We start from the raw sequence: 15,721 nt of genomic DNA, 5'->3' as shown, positions 1-15,721 counted from the left end.
AGACTCGCAGACATGATCGAAGACGGCACCGGACTCCTCACCATCGGCGAGCTGGCCCGCGCCACCGGACTGACCGTGCGCACCATCCGCTACTGGTCCGACGAGGGCGTGCTCCTCCCGGTGACCCGGTCGGCCGGCGGCTACCGGCTCTACGGCGCCGGGGACGTCGCCCGCCTGGAGCTGATCCGCACCCTGCGCGAGCTGGGCCTCGGCCTTCAGGACGTGCGCGGGGTGCTGGCCGGCGAGCGGACCGTGGCCCAGGTCGCGGCCACGCACGTGGCGGCGCTGGACGCGCGGATCCGGTCGCTCGGGGTGACCCGTGCGGTGCTGTCGACCGTGGCGCGACGCGGTTCCACCGCAGAGGAGACGACCCTCGTGAACAAGCTGGCGCGACTGTCCGCCGCCGAACGGCAGCGGATCATGGAGGAGTTCGTGGCCGAGACGCTGCACGGACTGGACACCGTGGACCCCGACGTCCGGGAGCGGATCCGGCGCACCGCCGTCCACCTGGCGGAGGACCCCACCCCGGAGGAGGTCGATGCCTGGGTGGAGCTGGCCGAGATGCTCCAGGACCCGGAGTTCCGGGCGCAGATGCGCCGGGCCGTCGAGTTCAACGCGGCCGGCCGGAGGCCCGGCGAGCCGCGCGGGCGGTCCCTGTGGTTCGCCAGGCGGCTCGTGGACCTGGTGGCACCGGCCCGCGAGCGCGGCGTCGAGCCCACGGCCCCGGAAGCGGAGGAGGTGCTGCGCGAACTCTTCGGCGACGCCGACCGCGCCGAGGCGCTGGAGCGCATGACGGCCGGCTTCGACGAGCGCGTGGCCCGCTACCGGGAACTGCTCGCCGTGGTGAACCGGCAGCCCGCTCCACCGCACGCCGAGGACTTCGCCTGGGTGGTCGCCGCACTCCGTGCTCGTGCGGGCCGTTAATCTGACCAGCGTCAGTACGCCAGCACGGCATGAGAAACACGAACAAAAAGGGGCGGATCGGTGGCGGACATCGAGGAAGCACGCAAGCAGTTCCAGCGGATCGACGCGGACGGTGACGGATTCATCACCGCGGCGGAGTTCAAGTCCGCCCTGGCGCAGCAGGGTGACTGGAACGTCACCGAGACGGTCGCGGAGGCCGTCATCAAGTCCCGCGACCTCAACGGCGACAAGGTGCTGTCGTTCGACGAGTTCTGGGCCTACCTGAACAAGTGACCCGGCGACGACAGGGGGTGCCCGCGCCGAACGGCCCGGACACCCCCTGCGTCACACCGTCACCGCACGCGCCGGATCCGCACGCTCCAGCGGCCCCCGTGCCGCTCCAGTGCCAGCGGCAGGCCGAAACAGGCGCCGACCCGGTCCCCGGTGAGCACGGAAGCGACCGGCCCGGAGGCCGGCACCCAGCCGCTCCCGGCCGGGCGGGTCCAGTCCGGTCACCGGCTCGTCCGGGAGCAGCAGCCGCTGGAACTCCTGCGCGGACGGGGGTGACGCCGTCACCCGTCCGGGGGTGGGGCGGAATACTCCCCGGCGCGGGGAGGTTGTCGCGGTCGACAGAAGCATGCACGCGCATGGATCATCCGGAAGGTCAGCCATGAAGATCGGCATCATCGGCGCGGGGAACATCGGCGGCAACCTGACCCGGCGGCTCACCGCCCTCGGCCATGACGTCTCCGTCGCCAACTCCCGCGGCCCCGAGACACTCCGCGAACTGGCCGAGGAGACCGGCGCCACCCCGGTCCGGGCCGAGGACGCGGCCGAGGGCGCCGAGGTCGTGATCGTCACCGTCCCCCTGAAGGCCGTCCCCGGCCTTCCCTCCGGCCTGCTGGACGGCGCGGCCGAGGGTGCCGTCGTGATCGACACCGGCAACTACTACCCACAGCGCGACGGCCGCATCGCCGCCATCGAGGACGAGGGCCTCACCGAGAGCCGCTGGACCGAGCAGCACCTCGGCCACCCCGTGATCAAGGCCTTCAACGGCACCTACGCCCAGGACCTCCTGGACCGCGCCCGCCCCGCGGGCGACCCCGACCGCATGGCCCTCCCCGTCGCCGGCGACGACGAGGGCGCCAAGCGCACGGTCCGCACCCTGATCGACGAGCTGGGCTTCGACACGGTCGACGCCGGCACCATCGCCGACTCCTGGCGCCAGCAGCCCGGCACCCCCGTCTACGGCCTCCGCGCCGGCACGCCCGCCGTGGAGAAGGCCCTGGCGGAGGCCACCCCGGAACGCCCCGCGGACTTCCGGGCCTGACCCGCGCCCGCCTTCCGGGCCCGGGGTCCCCGCCCGGGCCCAGGGCCTCTCTTCCGGATCACGCCGGGGTCGGGAGAGGCCCTACGGCGTGGCCCAGTCGCGCAGGTCGCCCTCCTCGGCGAAGTGCGCCACGTCCTTGTCGTGGGGCTCGCTGGTGTACTGGTGGAACCGCCACTTGGCCTCGATGCGCGGCTTGCCCGCGGTGACGTAGTCGGCGATCCACAGGCCGTCCCCGGCATAGGAGGTGGTGTCGACGTTCAGCCAGAAGTGGCGGTTGCAGTAGAGGACGACCCGGTTGTGCGGCCGTAACTCCTTGAGCTTGCGGATGAAGCGGTCCTTCTCCGCGTTGCTCGCGTGGGTGCCCTCGCCGGTGGTTTCCCAGTCGACGGCGAGGAGGTCGCCGCGGCGGTCGGGGGCGTGGCCGAGGAAGTGCTCGGCCTGGGCGGTGAGGTTGCCGGGCCACAGGAAGTGGTAGAAGCCGACGACCAGGCCCGCGTCGCGGGCGCGCTTGGTCTGCGCCGCGAGTTTCGGGTTGACGTACGAACGGCCCTCCGTCGCCTTGATGAAGACGAAGGAGAGGCCGCCCGTCCCGTAGGAGGAGGACTGGAAGGCGCTCACGTCGATGCCATGCAGCATGTGAAGGTTGTCCCCCGTGGGCGCCGGTCCGGAACCTCAGCTTCGGGTGGTCACCGAACTCAGCACCGACGCCGGCTTCGCCGACCAGTCCGAGGTGATCAGGCTCGCGTGGTTCCTGGCCAACAGGGCGAGGCGCGCGGCGACTTCGGCGTCCGTCGGACTGGTGGAGGAGATCGCCGGGGACACGTTGTGGGCGTCCGTGGCGATCAGGATGTAGTGGTTCGCGGAGTAGAACGAGGTGTCGTAGCCGTTGTTCGCGTAACTGGCCGCGTCACCGTCGAAGAACACGAACCAGGGGCGGATCGAGGCGTCGTAGCGGCCGGTGCGCGGGTCGCCGTTCTCGGCGCCGAGCACGGCCGGGAAGGCCTGGGCCGAGGAGATGCGGCCGGCCGCGTACAGGTCGCGCAGGTGGTCGCCGTACTCCTCGTCCGTCCAGTAGCTGTCGAACGGGTTGGACTGCTCCACCGTGCCCGGGATCAGGTCGAAGAGGAACTTGCCCTTGAGGGAGTCCCGGTCGGGCCAGGCGTTGGCCTTGGCCGCCGCGTCCAGCGTGCTGTACGTCCCGCCGAGCAGGTCGGCCGGCTTGTAGACACTGCCGCCCAGCTTCTGCGCGACCAGTGTGTCGAACTCGTCCGGTCCGAGGCCCCCCTTGTCGTTGAAGCCGACCTTCATCTCGACCTTGACGAGGATGGGCGGGTGGTCGGGGTGGAGCTGGTTCCACGCGGCCATGTTGTCCAGGCAGCCGCCGAGGTCCTGGTTGCGGCTCTTGCTGTACAGCTCGCCCGGGGTCTTCGCCGCCTCGCAGTTGTTGTCGTTGCCCAGGGGGTTGCTGTGGCTGACCCGCCAGCGGTGGCTGATGCTGTCGACGTAGACGTCCAGCTCCAGCAGTGAGGCCCCGGAGTCCAGAGCCTGGGCGAAGTAGGTGTACTTGGCCTTCTCGTACGCGTTGTGCGTACCGATGGCCGTCGTCTCGGAGAACTTCGGCGACGCCGCGTGGGCGTTGCCCGGTGCCACCGCCAGCAGAGCGGCGGCGCCCGCGAGCGCCGCCAGCCGTCTCAGTCCGCGTATCACCGAAATCCCTTTCGCCGCAGTCCAGTTGGCGGCAGCGTAGGGCCGAGCGGTTACCGTACGGTAGCCCCAGGGGGAACATCCTTCCCGGAGTCCATGCTTGGCATGGCCTTGGCATGAGCATGCTCACACTGAGGTGTGCACGGCCTCACCGGGCCGGACACCCACCCCCCGTTTCCTCCACCCCACAAGGAGACATGGTGGTACGACCGAGAAAACTCACCCTGGCAGGCCTCGCGCTCGCCACGGCCGCCGCCGGCCTCGCCGCACTGCCCCCGAACGCCGAAGCGGCCTCCCCGCGCCCCCAGGACCCCACCCCGGCCGCGACCGCGCCCGACATCGACGTCGCCAGGGTCCAGGCACACCTCACCGAACTGGGCGCCATAGCGAGCCGCAACGGCGGCAACCGCAGATCGACCGGCCAGGGCTACCGCGACTCGGTCGCCTACGTGAAGGGCAAGCTCCAGGCGGCCGGATACACCGTCACCGAGCAGGCCTGCTCCTCCGGTTGCACCCGCGGCGCCGGACCCAACCTGATAGCCGAGTGGCCCTACGGCGACGCGTCGAAGGTGTACATGTTCGGCTCCCACCTCGACGGCGTCTCCGCCGGTCCCGGCATCAACGACAACGGCTCCGGCAGCGCGGCCCTCCTGGAGGTCGCCCTGAAACTCGCCGAGACCCGCCCCGCGATGGCGGCCCGCGTCCGCTTCGGCTGGTGGACGGACGAGGAGGCAGGCCTCAACGGCTCGGACTTCTACGTCCGCTCCCTCACCTCCGCCCAGCGCTCCGCGATCAAGGCGTACTACAACTTCGACATGGTCGCCTCGCCCAACGGCGGCTACTTCATCAACCACATCGACTCCGCCGCCGCCGCGCCGATGAAGGCGTACTGGGACTCGCTCAACCTCCGGCCGGAGGAGAACACCGAGGGCGCGGGCCGCTCCGACGACTACTCCTTCGAGGCCTACTCCATCCCGACCTCCGGCTACGCCATGGGCGCGAGCGCCCGCAAGACCTCGGCGCAGGCGGCCAAGTGGGGCGGGACGGCGGGCGCCGCGTACGACCGCTGCTACCACTCCTCCTGCGACACCACCGCCAACATCAACGCCACCGGCCTGAACCGCAGCGCGGACGGTGTCGCCTACACGCTGTGGAAGCAGGCGGTCTCGGCCGGCTGAGCCGCCGGCGGGACGGCGAAGGGAGGCGGACCACAGGGGATCCGCCTCCCTTTCACCGTCCCGCCCGGCCGGGCTAGCACTCGATGATGTTCACCGCGAGCCCGCCCCGCGCCGTCTCCTTGTACTTCACGCTCATGTCCGCGCCGGTGTCCTTCATCGTCTTGATGACCTTGTCCAGGGACACCTTGTGCGAGCCGTCGCCGCGCATCGCCATCTTCGCGGCGGTGACCGCCTTCACCGCGGCCATGCCGTTGCGCTCGATGCACGGGATCTGGACCAGGCCGCCGACCGGGTCGCAGGTCAGGCCGAGGTTGTGCTCCATGCCGATCTCGGCCGCGTTCTCCACCTGCTCGGGGGAGCCGCCGAGCACCTCGGCGAGCGCGCCCGCCGCCATGGAGCAGGCGGAGCCGACCTCGCCCTGGCAGCCGACCTCGGCGCCGGAGATGGACGCGTTCTCCTTGAAGAGCATGCCGATGGCACCCGCGGCCAGCAGGAAGCGGACCACGCCCTCCTCGTCGGCACCCGGCACGAAGTTGATGTAGTAGTGCAGGACCGCCGGGATGATGCCGGCCGCGCCGTTGGTGGGGGCCGTCACCACCCGGCCGCCGGCCGCGTTCTCCTCGTTCACCGCCATCGCGTAGAGCGTGATCCACTCCATGGCGTGCGCCAGCGGGTCGCCCTCGGCGCGCAGCTGGCGGGCCGAGACGGCCGCGCGGCGGCGGACCTTCAGACCGCCGGGCAGGATGCCCTCACGGGACATGCCCCGCTGCACGCACTCGCGCATCACCCGCCAGATCTCCAGCAGGCCCGCGCGGATCTCCTCCTCGGAGCGCCAGGCCCGCTCGTTCTCCAGCATCAGCGAGGAGATCGACAGGCCCGTCTCCTTCGTCAGCCGCAGCAGCTCGTCACCCGTGCGGAACGGGTACTTCAGGACCGTGTCGTCCAGCTTGATCCGGTCCGCGCCCACCGCGTCCTCGTCGACGACGAAGCCGCCGCCGACCGAGTAGTACGTCTTGGAGAGCAGCTCCTCGCCGTCGGCGCCGTACGCCCACAGCGTCATGCCGTTGGCGTGGTACGGCAGGGCCTTGCGGCGGTGCAGCACCAGGTCCCGGTCGAAGTCGAAGGCGATCTCGTGCTCGCCGAGGAGCCTGATCCGGCCCTCGGTCCTGATCGCCTCCACGCGCGCGTCCGCCGTCTCCACGTCCACCGTGCGCGGCGAGTCGCCGGCCAGGCCGAGCAGGACGGCCTTCGGGGTGCCGTGGCCGTGTCCGGTCGCGCCCAGGGAGCCGTACAGCTCCGTGCGGACGGAGGCGGCCTTCTCCAGCAGGCCTTCGTTGCGCAGGCGGCGGGCGAACATCCGCGCCGCCCGCATCGGGCCGACCGTGTGGGAGCTGGACGGGCCGATGCCGATCGAGAACAGGTCGAAGACCGAGATGGCCACGGTCACTCCTCAAGACAACAGGGGGTGGCGGGGCACCCTCGTCCGGGTGCCCCACCGGGGGCTTACTTGTTCAGACCCGGGTACAGCGGGTGCTTGTCGGCGAGCGCCTTCACGCGCGCCTTGAGGGCCTCGGCGTCGTAGGACGGCTTCAGCGCCTCCGCGATCACGTCCGCGACCTCGGCGAAGTCCTCGGCCGTGAAGCCGCGGGTCGCCAGGGCCGGCGTACCGATGCGCAGACCCGAGGTGACCATCGGCGGCCGCGGGTCGTTCGGGACGGCGTTGCGGTTGACCGTGATGCCGACCTCGTGGAGCCGGTCCTCGGCCTGCTGGCCGTCCAGCTCCGACGCACGCAGGTCCACGAGGATCAGGTGCACGTCGGTGCCACCGGACAGCACGTTCACGCCCGCCTCGCGCGCGTCCGGAGCCGTCAGCCGCTCGGCGAGGATGCGCGCACCTTCCACCGTACGACGCTGGCGCTCCTTGAAGTCCTCCGAGGCGGCGACCTTGAAGGAGACCGCCTTCGCCGCGATCACGTGCTCCAGGGGACCGCCCTGGAAGCCCGGGAAGACGGAGGAGTTCAGCTTCTTCGCGAAGTCCTTCTTCGCCAGGATGATGCCGCCGCGCGGCCCGCCCAGCGTCTTGTGGGTGGTGGAGGTGACGACGTCCGCGTACTCCACCGGGTTGGCGTGCAGACCGGCCGCGACCAGGCCCGCGAAGTGCGCCATGTCGACCCACAGGTACGCACCGACCTCGTCGGCGATCCGGCGGAACTCGGCGAAGTCCAGCTCACGCGGGTACGCCGACCAGCCCGCGATGATCACCTTCGGGCGGTGCTCCTTGGCGAGCTTCTCGACCTCGGCCATGTCGACCAGGCCGGTCTCGGCGTCCACGTGGTAGGCGACGACGTCGAACTGCTTGCCGGAGAAGTTCAGCCGCATCCCGTGGGTCAGGTGACCGCCGTGCGCCAGGTCCAGGCCGAGGATGGTGTCCCCGGGCTGGGCCAGCGCGAACAGGGCCGCCTGGTTCGCGGAGGCGCCGGAGTGGGGCTGCACGTTGGCGTACTCGGCGCCGAACAGCTCCTTGACCCGGTCGATGGCGATCTGCTCGGCGACGTCGACGTGCTCGCAGCCGCCGTAGTAACGGCGGCCCGGGTAGCCCTCGGCGTACTTGTTGGTGAGGACCGAGCCCTGCGCCTCCATCACCGCGAGCGGCGCGAAGTTCTCGGAGGCGATCATCTCCAGGGTCGACTGCTGACGGTTCAGCTCGGCGTCGACCGCGGCGGCGATCTCCGGGTCCAGCTCGTGCAGGGGCGTGTTCAGAACAGTCATACGGCTACGACTCCTCAGCCGGCGGAAAAGGCGGTGTACTCGTCGGCGGAGAGCAGATCGGCCGGCTCCTCCGCGACGCGTACCTTGAACAGCCAGCCGCCCTCGAAGGGAGCGGAGTTCACCAGCGACGGGTCGCTGACGACGTCCTCGTTGACCTCGGTGACCTCACCGGTGACCGGCGAGTACAGGTCGGACACCGACTTCGTCGACTCCAGCTCGCCGCAGGTCTCGCCCGCGGACACGGTGGAGCCGACGTCGGGGAGCTGGACGAAGACGACGTCACCGAGCGCGTTGGCCGCGTGCTCCGTGATGCCGACCGTCGCGACGCCGTCCTCGGCGGCCGACAGCCACTCGTGCTCCTTGCTGTAGCGCAGCTGCTGGGGGTTGCTCATGGCCTGAATTCTCCTGTACACGCGGGAGTGCTGATGACGGGGGGACTGCGGAAACCGCTGGTGAGCGGCCGAATGTGCGCAGGGTCACGTGCCGGCCACGGGACGGGGGCCCCGGAGACGGCCGACCGCGCCCAGTCTTTACTTCTGGCGCTTGTAGAACGGCAGCGCCACGACCCGGTACGCCTCGTGGGTGCCCCGGATGTCCACGCCGACGCCCTCGGTGCCCGGCGCGGCGTGCGCGGCGTCGACGTAGGCCATCGCGATCGGCTTGCCCAGGGTGGGGGAGGGGGCGCCGGAGGTGACCTCGCCGATCACCTCGCCGCCGGCGACGACGGCGTACCCGGCGCGCGGCACCCGGCGGCCCTCGGCGACCAGGCCGACGAGCACCCGCGGCGGGTTCTCCTCGGCCCGGGCGGCGGCCCGCGTGAGCGCCTCGCGGCCCACGAAGTCGCCCTCCTTCTCGAACTTCACCACCCGGCCGAGCCCGGCGTCGAACGGCGTGAGGGAGGTGGTCAGCTCGTGCCCGTACAGCGGCATGCCCGCCTCCAGGCGCAGCGTGTCCCGGCAGGACAGCCCGCACGGCACCAGGCCGACGCCCTCGCCGGCCTTGGTCAGCGCCTGCCACAGCTCGACGGCGTGCTCCGGCTTCACGAACAGCTCGAAGCCGTCCTCGCCGGTGTAGCCGGTGCGGGCGATCAGCGCCGGGACACCGGCGACCGTGCCGGGCAGGCCGGCGTAGTACTTCAGACCGTCCAGGTCGGCGTCGGTGAGCGACTTCAGGATCCCCGGGGACTCCGGGCCCTGCACGGCGATCAGCGCGTACGCGTCCCGGTCGTCACGCACCTCGGCGTCGAAGTCGGCGGCGCGCTCGGTGAGCGCGTCCAGCACGACCTGGGCGTTGGAGGCGTTGGCGACGACCATGTACTCGGTCTCGGCCAGCCGGTAGACGATCAGGTCGTCCAGGATGCCGCCGTCGGCCTGGCAGATCATGGTGTAGCGGGCGCGGCCCACGCCGACGGAGGCGATGTTGCCGACCAGGGCGAAGTTCAGGAACGCGGCGGCCTCGGCGCCGGTGACGGTGATCTCGCCCATGTGCGAGAGGTCGAAGAGACCGGCCTTCGTGCGCACGGCGAGGTGCTCGTCGCGCTCGGAGCCGTAGCGCAGCGGCATGTCCCAGCCGGCGAAGTCGGTCATCGTCGCACCGAGCGAGCGATGCACGGCATCGAGCGCGGTGTGGCGGGGTGCAGAACTGCTCATCGGACGGTCGTCTCCCAGGGCAGGCGGACAGGCGAGGAACGTTCCTCCCCATCTGTCATCGGAACCTGAGAGGTTCGCCACGACCGCCACGGGGACGATCACGGCTTGCACCTTGGGTGGAGCCACTGTCTGGAGCGGCCCGCTTTTCAGATGTGCCTCGCCCGCGCGGTAACGGGGCCTGAGAGATTCAAGGGAGGGACTTGCTCCTTCGGCGTCCCAGCGAAGACTGCTGGGAACTCTCCCGCGCGGATTCAAGCGGCCGGTATGCAGTTGGCGGGGTCATCATTGCACGCCGCACCCCGCCCAGCCAGAGCACGCTCCTTGTGACCAACCTGTGGCCGTACGCACACGAACCGCCGACCGTTGCCCATTACCTTCTCTTTACATACAACGGGCATGGGATTGACCGAGCCCACAGGGGAGGACGATCACGGTGAACAGGATCTCGGCCTACGCCGCCGACGCCGGCATCGCGGTGCCGAAGCAGCCCCCCGCCCTGTCCCGTGAGCGCGGCGCGGACCGCCCCGCACCGGTCGTGCGCGACCTGCGCGACCGCGCCGGCCGCAGCCCGCACGCCCTGCTCTTCGGCCCCCGCGACCTGGTGGTGGTCACCGGACTGCCCGGCAGCGGCAAGTCCACCCTGATGCACCGCGCGGTCACCGGCCGGCGCATCGACTCCCAGGACACCCGCGACCGCTGGCAGGCCCGCGTCCCCGGCTTCCTCCCCTACGCCCTGTACCGCCCCCTGGTCCGCCTCGCCCACTACGCCGGACTGCGCCGCGCCCTGCGCACCGGCGAGGGAGTCGTCGTGCACGACTGCGGCACCCAGTCCTGGGTGCGCGCCTGGCTGGCCCGCGAGGCCCGCCGCCGGGGCGCCACCCTGCACCTGCTCCTCCTCGACGTCAGCCCCGAGGCGGCCCGCGAGGGCCAGCGCGAGCGCGGCCGGGGCGTGTCCCGCTACGCCTTCCGCCGCCACCGCCGCTCCACCGCCCGCCTGCTGCGCGCGGTGGAGCGGGGCGAGCTGCCCGCCGGCTGCGGCGCGGCCGTGCTGCTGGACCGGGACGCGGCGGACGTCCTCGGCCGCGTCGGCTTCACCCGGTGAGGGACGCCGGCTCTCACGCGGTGAGGCACTGTCACCGCCACCCGCTAGCCTTTTCGCGCACAGCAGTGATCCCCAGCAGGCGGTAGGCACATGGACTTCCCGGCGGACCTTCCCGCGGACTTCCCGGCACAGGCGCACCCCCACCCGCACGGCGGGTGGCCCGGCAACGAGCTGGAGGAGGTGCTCTCGGCCTCCCTCGGCGTGCCCTCGGCGGGCGGCCGGATCATCGAGGTCCTCGGCCGCAGCCTCCTGTGGATACCGCTGCCGAACGGCGGGGGCCCGGACAGCGGCCCGCTGGACCTGCCGACGACGGACATCGAGGGCCAGACGTACGTCCCCGTGTTCAGCTCCGAGGAACAGCTGCGCCAGGTGGCCGGTGCCCACATGCCGTACACCGTCGCCCCCGCCCTGGAGTTCGCCCGCGGCCTGCCCCCGCAGGCGGGCATCGCGGTCAACCCGGGCGGTGTGGTCGGCGTCCCGCTGCCGCCCGACGCCGTGGCCGAGCTGTGCCGGGCCGGCCGCACCCCGCTCGACGGCCCCAACACCGGCGGCCGGGTGCGCCTCTTCGAGCCCGACTGGCAGGACGACCCGGTCGACTTCCTCTCTGCCGCCTCCGCCGAGTTCGCCGGTACCGGCGTGGTCCTCACCGCCCGCCGCTGCCTGGCCGCCGTCGAGACGGCCGACCCGGTGATGTTCGTCGGCGTGGAACTCTCCCAGTGGGAGGGCGACCTCCGCACCCGCCCCCTGGAGGCCCTGGGCCGGGCGCTGGCCAAGGTGCCGGTCCGGTGGCCGGTCAGCCTGGTCCTCATGGACGTGACGGACGACCCGGTGGCCACCTGGCTGAAGGCGAGCGTGCGCCCCTTCTATCAGTCGGGTCACTGAAGAAGCGCCCCGCAGGGGCGCGGGGCCGCATCCGACATGCGGCCCCGCCGCGGGGCGCGACCACCCACGGACGACCCGCACCCGCGAACGAACAGAAGGCCCCGGCCCACCAGGCGCATAAGCTGTCTCCGAACGCGGGGCACCGACGAAGAAGGGCACGACAAGGTGAGCGCGAGCCACAGCGGCAGCGTCGAGCACACGCTGCGCCAGGTCACGCCCGGACGCTACGACGCCTACGAGGCCCTGCTCCGTGCCCTCGCCACCCCCTCCTCCGGCCAGATCTGGATGCTCCTGTGGCACGGCCAGGCCGGCTCCCCGGACGCCCAGTACGGGGACATGGAGGTCGACGGCTGCCACTACGCCCCCTGCGTCACCTCCGCCCAGGAGCTGTCGGCCAGCGGCTGGAACCGCTCGTACGAAGTGGTCGACGGCCTGGACGTGGCGCGCACCCTCTACCCCGACCACTACGGCCTCTGGCTCAACCCGCACGCCCCGGGCGGCGGCGTCGGCATCCCCTGGCTGGATCTGCGCCGCATCGCCGCCGGCCTGGACCGCCAGCCCGCGGGGCCCCTGCGGCTGTCGGAGCCCGGCATCGAGATCCCCGCGTTCTACGCCCTGCTCGCGCAGAACGCGCACCGGACCCCCGCGCTGCGCTCGCTGCGCCGCGCCTGGGTGCAGCCGGCGCTCGGGGCGCCGTATCTCGCCATCGGTCTGGACGTGTACGACACCTCGCCGGCCGCGGTCGACTCGGTGCGCGCGATGATGCAGCAGTCCATCGGCGCGGTCCCGGAGGGGCTGCCGGTCTCGACGGTCGCCATGACCGACGACTACGACCCGGTGGTGATGTGGATGCGGGCCAACGCGCGCCCCTTCTACGACCGCGAGGCCCACGTCCCCGCGCCCCCGCCGCAGCCCCAGCTCCAGGCCCCGCCGCAGTCACCGGCCGCCGGATACGGCTACCCGCCGGTGCGCGGCGGTTACTGACAACCGGGCGGAGCGACAGGCTTTTTGAGCGTGGGCCGAAGAATTTACAAGGCCGAAACACTTCTGCGCGCGTAGACTTCGCCCGATCGTCCCGAACCGCGCGGATTCGCCGTTCTGTCCCAACTGATGTGCGTCCGATACCCGTTACCCACTGATCGGATAACGGAATCCCCTGGACTGCATCACGGTTGCGCATACTTTCGCCGTCAGCTCTGGCGGGTGATCGCGACGACGCTGAAGACTCCCGACTCAGACGTGAGGTCGAGACCTCATGATCGATGGCAAGTCGACAAAGCCGCAATCCGCGGCAGGCGCAGGCCGGTCACCACCGGCGAGAGGGGTCGCTCACCGTGACCGCACCGATCGAGACCACCGGGGCGGCAGCCGAGGCACAGCCGGAGGCTGTGCTGGAGGGTGTCGGAAAGGGGCAGATCGAGGGTCGTTCCCTGGGCCAGATCGCCTGGACCCGGTTCAAGAAGGACAAGGTGGCCGTCGCGGGCGGCATCATCGTGATCCTGCTGATCCTCCTCGCCGTCCTCTCGCGGCCCATCCAGTCCCTGCTCGGCCTTGACCCCAACGCCTTCAACCAGGACCTGATCGATCCCAACACCTCCCTGCCCAAGGGAAGTTGGGGCGGCATGAGCGCGGACCACCCGCTCGGCGTGGATCCGAAGTTCGGCCGGGACATCGCCACCCGCATCCTGGAAGGCTCCTGGGTGTCGCTGGTGGTCGCCTTCGGCGCCACCATCCTGTCCAACGTGATCGGCGCCGTCATGGGCGTCATCGCGGGGTACTACGGCGGGCGGGTCGACTCGATCATCAGCCGGCTGATGGACACCTTCCTCGCCTTCCCCCTCCTGCTGTTCGCCATCTCCATCTCCGCCACGCTCCAGGGCGGCGCGTTCGGCCTGAACGGACTGCCGCTCCACCTGAGCGTGCTGATCTTCGTCATCGGCTTCTTCAACTGGCCCTACCTGGGCCGGATCGTCCGGGGTCAGACGCTCGCCCTGCGCGAGCGCGAGTTCGTCGACGCCTCCCGGGGCATGGGCGCCAAGGCTCCGTACATCCTGTTCCGGGAGCTGATGCCCAACCTGGTCGGCCCGATCATCGTCTACTCGACGCTGCTCATCCCGACCAACATCCTCTTCGAGGCATCCCTGAGCTTCCTCGGCGTCGGCATCCAGCCCCCGCAGGCGTCCTGGGGCGGCATGCTCCGCGAGGCGGTCAACTTCTACAAGGTCGACCCCCAGTTCATGATCGTCCCCGGACTCGCCATCTTCGTGACCGTGCTGGCGTTCAACCTGCTGGGCGACGGTCTACGCGATGCTCTCGACCCGCGCAGTCGCTGACGCCTGCCACAGAGAGCCTGAAAAGTTTCCAACAATGGAGGGGAAAGCGCCCATCATGCGAAGGTCAGCGCTGGCCGCGATCGCGGCCATCGGCTCCGCCAGCCTGCTCGTTGCAGGCTGCAGCAAGGCCGATGACAACAAGAACGAGAACGGCACCAAGTCGGCCGGGGCCAACGCCGCGACCAAGGGCGTCGTCAACGCGTCCGACAAGAAGGGCGGCACGCTCACCTACGAGCTGTCCGACGTCCCGGACTCGTTCGACCCCGGCAACACGTACTACGCGTACATGTACAACCTGAGCCGGCTGTGGGCCCGCCCGCTGATGACCTTCAAGCCGGGCGCCGGCGAGGAGGGCAACACCCTCGTCCCGGACCTCGCCGCGAGCAAGGGCGTCCCGAGCGACGGCGGCAAGACCTGGACGTACAAGCTGCGTTCGGGCCTGAAGTACGAGGACGGCTCGCCGATCACCTCGAAGGACGTCAAGTACGCCGTCGAGCGCTCGAACTTCGCGCGTGACGTGCTCTCCCTCGGCCCGAACTACTTCCAGCAGTTCCTGGCCGGCGGCGACAAGTACAAGGGCCCGTACAAGGACAAGAGCGACAAGGGCCTGTCCTCCATCGAGACGCCGGACGACACCACCGTCGTCTTCCACCTGAAGCAGGCCTTCCAGGAGTTCGACTACCTGGTCGCCGCCCCGCAGACGGCCCCGGTGCCGAAGGCGAAGGACAAGGGCGTCGACTACGTCAAGAGCATCGTCTCCTCGGGCTCGTACAAGTTCCAGAGCTACGAGGACGGCAAGCAGGCCATCCTGGTGCGCAACGAGAACTGGGACGCGAAGACCGACCCGCTGCGCAAGCAGCTGCCGGACAAGATCGTCGTCAAGCTGAAGGTCAACCCGGAGACGATCGACCAGGACGTCCTCGCCGGCAAGGCGATCGACCTGGCCGGTACCGGCGTCCAGGCCTCGACCCAGGCCGACGTCATCACCGACCCGGACAAGAAGGCAGGCACCGACAACACCTTCGGTGGCCGTCTCGTCTACATGGCGATCAACACCAAGGTCGCGCCGTTCGACAAGGTCGAGTGCCGCAAGGCCGTCCAGTACGCCATCGACAAGGTCTCGGTGCAGACCGCCGAGGGCGGCCCGATCCGCGGTGAGATCGCGTCCACCGTGCTGCCGCCGGACATCCCTGGCTACGCCAAGTCGGACGTCTACGCGACCTCCGGCAACAAGGGTGACGTCGCCAAGGCCAAGGCGCAGCTGAAGGCCTGCGGCAAGTCGTCCATCTCCACGAACATCTCGGCCCGCTCGGACCGTCCGCAGGAGGTCGACGCCGCCACGGCGATCATCAACTCGCTGAAGAAGGTCGGCATCAACGCCAGCCTGAAGCAGTACCCGTCCGGCAAGTACTTCACCGACTACGCCGGTGTGCCGAAGTTCACCGAGAAGCAGAACCTCGGTCTGATCATGATGCAGTGGGGCGCCGACTGGCCCTCGGGCTACGGCTTCCTGCAGCAGATCCTGAACGGCAAGGCGATCAGCCAGTCCGGCAACACCAACCTGGCGCAGTACGACAGCAAGGACGTCAACAACCTGCTGTCCAAGGCGATCGGCACTCAGGACACCACTGAGCGCAACAGCCTCTACACGCAGATCGACAAGAAGACCATGGACGACGCCGTCCTCGTCCCGCTGACCTACTTCAAGGTCCTGCTCGCCCGCCCGCAGAACTACACCAACCTGGTTTCCACGGCGGCCTTCAGCGGTCAGTACGACTACCTCAACATCGGCGTCGCGTCGAAGTAGCAGCCCCGGAAGGCAGGTGAAGGCATTGGTGCCCGCGGGCCTCGCGGCCCGCGGGCACCAGCGC

At 70.4% G+C, this 15,721-nt stretch carries 15 protein-coding genes, 1 pseudogene and 2 riboswitches; of the genes and pseudogenes, 10 read left to right on the top strand and 6 right to left on the bottom strand.

The features are described 5' to 3' along the window. The first annotated feature begins 12 nt into the window (after positions 1-12). From IEZ20_RS34280 to IEZ20_RS34270, 4 genes are all read left to right on the top strand, one after another. Positions 13-924: a MerR family transcriptional regulator gene (locus IEZ20_RS34280; protein ID WP_189306002.1), complete on the top strand. Its 912-nt coding sequence runs from the start codon at positions 13-15 to the stop codon at positions 922-924. A 60-nt stretch (positions 925-984) separates the two neighbouring features. After that, positions 985-1,197: an EF-hand domain-containing protein gene (locus tag IEZ20_RS34275; protein ID WP_189306000.1), complete on the top strand. Its 213-nt coding sequence runs from the start codon at positions 985-987 to the stop codon at positions 1,195-1,197. Positions 1,198-1,347: 150 nt separating this feature from the next. Continuing rightward, positions 1,348-1,470 carry a hypothetical protein gene (locus IEZ20_RS40845; protein WP_373304026.1) on the top strand — a complete coding sequence of 41 codons (123 nt, stop codon included), beginning with the start codon at positions 1,348-1,350 and terminating at the stop codon, positions 1,468-1,470. A 70-nt stretch (positions 1,471-1,540) separates the two neighbouring features. Continuing rightward, positions 1,541-2,233 carry an NADPH-dependent F420 reductase gene (locus IEZ20_RS34270; protein ID WP_189305998.1) on the top strand — a complete coding sequence of 231 codons (693 nt, stop codon included), beginning with the start codon at positions 1,541-1,543 and terminating at the stop codon, positions 2,231-2,233. 81 nt (positions 2,234-2,314) lie between these two features. Here the strand turns inward: IEZ20_RS34270 and IEZ20_RS34265 are convergent, their stop codons facing one another. Together IEZ20_RS34265 and IEZ20_RS34260 are read right to left on the bottom strand one after the other, a co-directional pair. Next, the gene (locus tag IEZ20_RS34265) at positions 2,315-2,869 is read right to left on the bottom strand and encodes a glycoside hydrolase family 25 protein (RefSeq protein WP_189305997.1); all 555 of its coding nucleotides are present in this window, start codon (positions 2,867-2,869) and stop codon (positions 2,315-2,317) included. A 36-nt stretch (positions 2,870-2,905) separates the two neighbouring features. Then, positions 2,906-3,937, bottom strand: a complete 1,032-nt coding sequence (locus IEZ20_RS34260) for a phosphatidylinositol-specific phospholipase C domain-containing protein (protein ID WP_189306049.1) — start codon at positions 3,935-3,937, stop codon at positions 2,906-2,908. A gap of 197 nt (positions 3,938-4,134) precedes the next feature. Between IEZ20_RS34260 and IEZ20_RS34255 the strand changes: the two are divergent. Further along, positions 4,135-5,112 (top strand): annotated as a pseudogene (locus IEZ20_RS34255) (M28 family metallopeptidase); the annotation flags it as partial. Between the two features lie 76 nt (positions 5,113-5,188). On the opposite strand, the gene IEZ20_RS34250 reads toward IEZ20_RS34255, so the two are convergent. The 4 genes from IEZ20_RS34250 to gcvT all read right to left on the bottom strand — a co-directional run bounded on the left by IEZ20_RS34250 (position 5,189) and on the right by gcvT (position 9,533). After that, complete coding sequence (locus tag IEZ20_RS34250; protein WP_189305995.1) at positions 5,189-6,556, bottom strand: L-serine ammonia-lyase; 1,368 nt, start codon at positions 6,554-6,556, stop codon at positions 5,189-5,191. Positions 6,557-6,618: 62 nt separating this feature from the next. Then, on the bottom strand, positions 6,619-7,884 hold the full coding sequence (glyA, locus tag IEZ20_RS34245; RefSeq protein ID WP_189305992.1) for a serine hydroxymethyltransferase: 1,266 nt from the start codon (positions 7,882-7,884) through the stop codon (positions 6,619-6,621). 14 nt (positions 7,885-7,898) lie between these two features. Further along, positions 7,899-8,276 (bottom strand): glycine cleavage system protein GcvH, encoded by a 378-nt coding sequence (gcvH, locus tag IEZ20_RS34240; protein WP_189305990.1) that lies wholly within the window; start codon positions 8,274-8,276, stop codon positions 7,899-7,901. 138 nt (positions 8,277-8,414) lie between these two features. Next, complete coding sequence (gene gcvT / locus IEZ20_RS34235) at positions 8,415-9,533, bottom strand: glycine cleavage system aminomethyltransferase GcvT (protein ID WP_189305988.1); 1,119 nt, start codon at positions 9,531-9,533, stop codon at positions 8,415-8,417. Positions 9,534-9,575: 42 nt separating this feature from the next. Next, a riboswitch (glycine riboswitch) is annotated at positions 9,576-9,689 on the bottom strand. Next, positions 9,690-9,787: riboswitch (glycine riboswitch) on the bottom strand. A gap of 179 nt (positions 9,788-9,966) precedes the next feature. Between gcvT and IEZ20_RS34230 the strand changes: the two genes are divergently transcribed. From IEZ20_RS34230 to IEZ20_RS34210, 5 genes are all read left to right on the top strand, one after another. After that, positions 9,967-10,635: an AAA family ATPase gene (locus tag IEZ20_RS34230; protein WP_189305986.1), complete on the top strand. Its 669-nt coding sequence runs from the start codon at positions 9,967-9,969 to the stop codon at positions 10,633-10,635. A 90-nt stretch (positions 10,636-10,725) separates the two neighbouring features. Beyond that, entirely contained in the window at positions 10,726-11,517 is a 792-nt protein-coding gene (locus tag IEZ20_RS34225) for an enhanced serine sensitivity protein SseB (RefSeq protein ID WP_189305984.1), read from the top strand. 165 nt (positions 11,518-11,682) lie between these two features. Next, positions 11,683-12,501, top strand: a complete 819-nt coding sequence (locus IEZ20_RS34220) for an enhanced serine sensitivity protein SseB C-terminal domain-containing protein (RefSeq protein WP_189305982.1) — start codon at positions 11,683-11,685, stop codon at positions 12,499-12,501. 350 nt (positions 12,502-12,851) lie between these two features. Next, entirely contained in the window at positions 12,852-13,850 is a 999-nt protein-coding gene (locus IEZ20_RS34215; RefSeq protein ID WP_189305980.1) for an ABC transporter permease, read from the top strand. Positions 13,851-13,905: 55 nt separating this feature from the next. Next, positions 13,906-15,657: an ABC transporter substrate-binding protein gene (locus IEZ20_RS34210; RefSeq protein WP_444545266.1), complete on the top strand. Its 1,752-nt coding sequence runs from the start codon at positions 13,906-13,908 to the stop codon at positions 15,655-15,657. Positions 15,658-15,721: the final 64 nt, after the last annotated feature.

The sequence above is a fragment of the Streptomyces cinerochromogenes genome (genome assembly GCF_014648635.1).
GTDB lineage: Bacteria > Actinomycetota > Actinomycetes > Streptomycetales > Streptomycetaceae > Streptomyces > Streptomyces cinerochromogenes.
The sequence above is the reverse complement of the archived record's forward strand: the minus strand, read 5'-3'. Positions and strand labels throughout refer to the sequence as shown.